Raw genomic sequence first — 4,558 nt, forward strand, 5'->3', positions numbered from 1 at the left:
TATTGAGAACAGTGTCAATAGATTTGTTGAAAAAGCTCATTCTTTCGTTCAGGATTCGGCAGATTGGGCAAGCTACTGGTCAAAATGAGAATTGCTGTCTGCCTATAACGTATGATACAGCCAGTTTCCGCGACACCATTCCCCCGGGTTACGTACCGTGAACGCATCTCCTTAACGTGGTCGGGGTCGAACCCGTTTGCCCTGTAGCTGTTGCCATTTGATGGGTCATGGAGAGCGATCGCGTTGCTGTTTTGTCGAGAATGTTAGACCATCCGCATAAAAGTTAGGGAAAGTTCCTGGCAAGGCTATGCTGTGGGCATCCATGACATCGGACAAATTCAAAGCTTGGCCTACAAAACCTCAATGTCTTCAATGGTGCCGCCCCACCAGCTCACGCGCGCCAACAGCATGAATTCGGCGGTGCATTACGGAGCCGCTATCTTTGGCCCAGCGTTGGCGGGGGTGCTATATCCCCTATAGGTACGTTGTCACCCGTTCAGGGGAAAGCCACAGGATTTCACGGCTCATCTGGCTGATCGTCTTCCAGCTCTTTCACAGCGGCTTCCAACTCCATTTCTAGCTGCTCGGCAGTCGGCAAGTTTTCCTGGAGTTGTTTGGGTAGCTTGTGGGTTGACACGGCGATTGGTGTGTTGACGTTGCGCAGGGCGTATTCAGCAATCGTTTTGTTCTTCGACTTGCACAGGATGATGCCGATCGTCGGGTTGTCGTGCTCCTTCCGGAGGATGTCATCAACAGCCGAGACATAGAGATTCATTTTGCCGGAATACTCGGCCTTGAACTCACCCATCTTGAGGTCGATGATGATGAAGCAGCGCAGTTCCAAATGGTAAAACAGCAGGTCGAGATAGAAATCTTCGCCACCGATGTTGAGATAGTATTGGCTGCCAACAAACGCGAAGCCAACTCCCAGCTCCATCAGGAAGTCCCGGATATGGGCAACCAGGGCGCTCTCCAGTTCCCGCTCCTGAAACTTCTTGCCGAAGGGCAAAAATTCTAGGTGATAGGGATCCTTGATCAGCTGCTGCATGAGATCGGACTGAGGCGAGGGTAGGGTGCGCTCAAAGTTCGTGATCGCACCACCCTGACGTTGAAACAGGCCGCTCTCGATTTGTAAGACCAGCACGTTGCGACTCCAGCCGTTCTCAACCGTTTGCTGGATGTACCATAGGCGTTCGGTTGGGTCTTTGACCTTCTCCAAAAGGGTGCAGTTGTGCTTCCAGGGTATTTGTGCACCAGCCTGGTGCACAAATTGCTCTTCAGGCCAGGCTTCGGCGAAGGCCCGCATATACTTGAGATTGCGTGAGGAAAAGCCTTGCATATCAGGAAATTCCCGCTTCAAATCTTTCGCCAAGCGATCAATGACCTTGCCACCCCACCCTTCTGCCTGTTGCCGTGCGAGAATCTCACGCCCTATCTGCCAATAGAGCAGGATTAATTCCTTATTAATCGCGAGAACCGTCTTCATCTGCGCTGACCGGATTTGCTTCTTCAGTCCATTAAGCAGGGCAAAGTAATTTTCGTCTTCGGGAAACAGGGCAGGAGGTTGAGGCATAAAGCAACAGTGATGTGGTGGATCAGTGGCCATAGATAGACGTGCTCAGCACAGAAATTCTGAATCTTGTAACCGCTGTCCTATAAGGGTTTCAAAAGATGCCCCCCATTTTCACATGAATCGGTATCATACTCCACTCACAATCGCTGCTCCTTCTACCCCAAATCGGGCGATCGCTCTTGATGAGGTGATGGGTCGTGCGGGCGATCGCTTGAATGTAGCCTCAAGATTACCGTTGAGTGTTCGTTTCCTGACAAGGCTAAGCTAATGGCTGATTAAGGGGGCGATCGCCTCACAGCAGAATTTGCGGCGGCCCGATGGCAAACTATCGTGGGCGACAAACGTCCTGATCCACCGCTCCACTGGGCCACCACTGATCGCAACAATGTTGATAGCAGCATGAACGTTGAGTTAGTTCGTGTGACAGACGGGGATACCATTGGTGTGTCCGACATTCTTGGTGAGGAACGCATACGATTTTGTGGAATTGACGCGCCAGAGCGTGAGCAAACGATGGGGGATCAGGCCACTGCACTATTGGAGAACCTTTTGGCTGGAGTCGAGACGGTAATAGCGGATGCCCCCAAAAAGATGAAAAGTAGTCCGATCCCATGTAACCAAGGCACAACTACAAGAGTTGCTAAAGCTAGATGTGCTGTTCCTAATACAGCAGATGCCAAGCAGAACGTAATGATGCCAATTGTGAACCTACCCCAGAACACACCGATGTCTTGCCGCTACATCTCTGCTTGCCAAAGCTGTCATTTCTTCACCAGCAGTTCCTATCTCTCTTGTGCCATCCATCCCGAAGGCGTGATGGGCGATAGTTGCCTCGATTGGCGACCGATCCCACAGAATGATGAAGACATCCGTTTCTACAGCCCAGATGAGCAATGGGAGCCGGAAGGAGCCAGCTACTACAACGGTGAACTCATCCTCCCGCCTAGGCGGCACCTATCCCCGTTAGAACAAGAGTATTTGCTAGCCACTCATCCCCTGTTCACTGGCCACTGCCCTCAATGTGGTACTGCTATGCCCATGGCCGACCCGCCTCCATTACATTGGGATTGCGATCGCTGTGGTTGGAAGGATGACAGTATTTAAGATTTTTGGCGTTGCTGAATTAAGAGATGAATCTTGGAGGAACTGGGACATCACCTTTAGGTAGTGCAGTAACATCGTACAGAGTGAGCCAGCATGTCTACGGACTTAGACTAGGCTCTGTTTTAAAACCTGCTAAACTCCTTGATCTTTCGTATGAGAGAATCAAAGTTTGGATGAGTTTTAAAACACTCCCTAGCAAAGGGTCTTACGGTGCAGTCGAGCAGGGTAGTGATGCAATCGTATGTTTTCGCCTTCTACCTGAGTCATGTAAGTCTTGCAGACAATCTGATCGCCCTCTGGAATGGAGTCGGGATACACCGACTAGCCATCGGCCTTTAATGATGCAACACCCATGTCCCGTTAATGCTCCAAGCGTTGTAACCATTGAAGAACAACAGTGACAAGATTAGGATCGGTAGCTAGAAATTGTTGCAAATGGCAATCGTTGCGCCGTTCTGGGAGAATGATTGCCATGGGTGGATAGCTAAATCTTGCTAGTTGGTTCAACACTGCAGTATTAAATGCTTGGCGTGATGCATTGGTAGGGTCTTCATAAAGGATGAGGGCAACCAAGTTAGAATGTTGTTTACGAAGATCTTTGGCACAGTATGTTTGTAGTTTTCCTATGTCTTCGGGAAGGTTATTGAAATCACGTTCAGGACAGCCTGCGTTTTCTAACTCCATATAAATTTGTCCAGCAGGATTACTTAGATCACTGAAGCGGCTACTGTCAATGCAAATGACCTGGCGATTTAATGACGGTTTGCAAGAGTGTATAGCCTGGTTAATAATTTGAGGTAAAAGAGTAAGATTACAATGTTGAGTGAAGAGAGTAGACCCTGCGGGGGTAGTGTCTTCGACTTCAGGATGATACGTAAGAGCAGGATAGTGCCAAGCTTGGTAGAAGTCAGAGTAAGAGAGCATCTCAGCACACGTCCAAACAATTTCATAGCAGGCATCGAATCGCGGAAAGTTGTTATGGTGAACCTCATTGCTGAGACTACGCTTTAAGCTAGCGATAGTTCTTGTACAGTGTTCAGGAGTTAAAATTTTTTCCAAGGAATACGTCGCATCTACAAGATGGTATATATTTTTAGACTCATTGATAAACTGAGCTAAGGCGATAATTGCATCAGCATTGCCAGAAGCAACTGTACCTAAATCAAAGATAATAGATCGACAGATCTTTTCATCTTGGAAGTCTTTAAGAAGCTGAGCCAAGAAAGAAATTATACTGGCATTTCCAGGCGCAATTCTGCGCAAGTCCCATAGGATACTCTCACGGGACTCCTCATCTCTGGAATCATTAAAAAGCTGGACGAATGTGGCGTTCGCACTAGCATTACCAGGATCAATTACTGCTAAAGCACTTGCGGCAACACGGCGGATATCTGGGTTAGTGGATTTATTGATAAGCTTAGTTAAGCCAGCAATTGCATCAGCGTTACCGATAGCAATCTTACCTAGAGACTGCACCATAGGACAAAGAGTATCTTGATCAGTGGAGTCATGAATAAGCTTCACTAAGCTAGCGATAGCATCAAGGTTACCAACAGCAATTTCACCTAAAACCCGTGCTGTAACGTGAAGAGTGTTCTGCTCAGTAGAGTCATTGATAAGCTTCACTAAGCTAGCGATTACATCAGGGTTGCCGGTAGCAATCTTCTTAAAAAGATGTACAGTTGATTGTTGACGCTCATGGCTATTAGACCCTTCAAGCACCTCAATCAAGGTAGCGATTGCGTCGATGTGAAGATTGCCAGGTGCTATTGTTTCTAAAACATGGGCGTTGCTGAATTAAGAGATGAACCTTGGAGGAACTGGGACATCACCGAACTTCAGGTAGTGCAGTAACAATCGTACAGAGTGAGCCAGCATATC

Annotated in this window: 5 protein-coding genes and 1 pseudogene; 2 read left to right on the forward strand and 4 right to left on the reverse strand. The window is 48.1% G+C overall.

The genetic code is table 11. From position 1 onward, the window contains the following. Positions 1-312 precede the first annotated feature (312 nt). Complete coding sequence (locus tag JUJ53_RS00310; RefSeq protein WP_204150006.1) at positions 313-480, forward strand: hypothetical protein; 168 nt, start codon at positions 313-315, stop codon at positions 478-480. 37 nt (positions 481-517) lie between these two features. Here the strand turns inward: JUJ53_RS00310 and JUJ53_RS00315 are convergent, their stop codons facing one another. Both JUJ53_RS00315 and JUJ53_RS24945 read right to left on the reverse strand, forming a co-directional pair. Next, a complete protein-coding gene (locus JUJ53_RS00315) occupies positions 518-1,573 on the reverse strand; it encodes a PDDEXK nuclease domain-containing protein (RefSeq protein ID WP_204150007.1) in 1,056 nt (351 codons plus the stop codon). A gap of 275 nt (positions 1,574-1,848) precedes the next feature. Then, positions 1,849-1,974, reverse strand: coding sequence for a hypothetical protein (locus JUJ53_RS24945; RefSeq protein ID WP_275415707.1), 126 nt, complete (start codon positions 1,972-1,974; stop codon positions 1,849-1,851). Positions 1,975-2,266: 292 nt separating this feature from the next. Here JUJ53_RS24945 and JUJ53_RS00320 point away from each other — a divergent pair, with 292 nt between their 5' ends. Then, positions 2,267-2,677, forward strand: a complete 411-nt coding sequence (locus tag JUJ53_RS00320; protein WP_239124659.1) for a hypothetical protein — start codon at positions 2,267-2,269, stop codon at positions 2,675-2,677. Between the two features lie 195 nt (positions 2,678-2,872). On the opposite strand, the pseudogene JUJ53_RS00325 reads toward JUJ53_RS00320, so the two are convergent. Both JUJ53_RS00325 and JUJ53_RS00330 read right to left on the reverse strand, forming a co-directional pair. After that, positions 2,873-3,007: pseudogene (locus tag JUJ53_RS00325) on the reverse strand (IS1 family transposase); the annotation flags it as partial. 30 nt (positions 3,008-3,037) lie between these two features. After that, the gene (locus tag JUJ53_RS00330; protein ID WP_343327863.1) at positions 3,038-4,399 is read right to left on the reverse strand and encodes a HEAT repeat domain-containing protein; all 1,362 of its coding nucleotides are present in this window, start codon (positions 4,397-4,399) and stop codon (positions 3,038-3,040) included. Positions 4,400-4,558: the final 159 nt, after the last annotated feature.

It is taken from the genome of Leptolyngbya sp. CCY15150, from assembly GCF_016888135.1.
Lineage (GTDB): Bacteria > Cyanobacteriota > Cyanobacteriia > RECH01 > RECH01 > RECH01.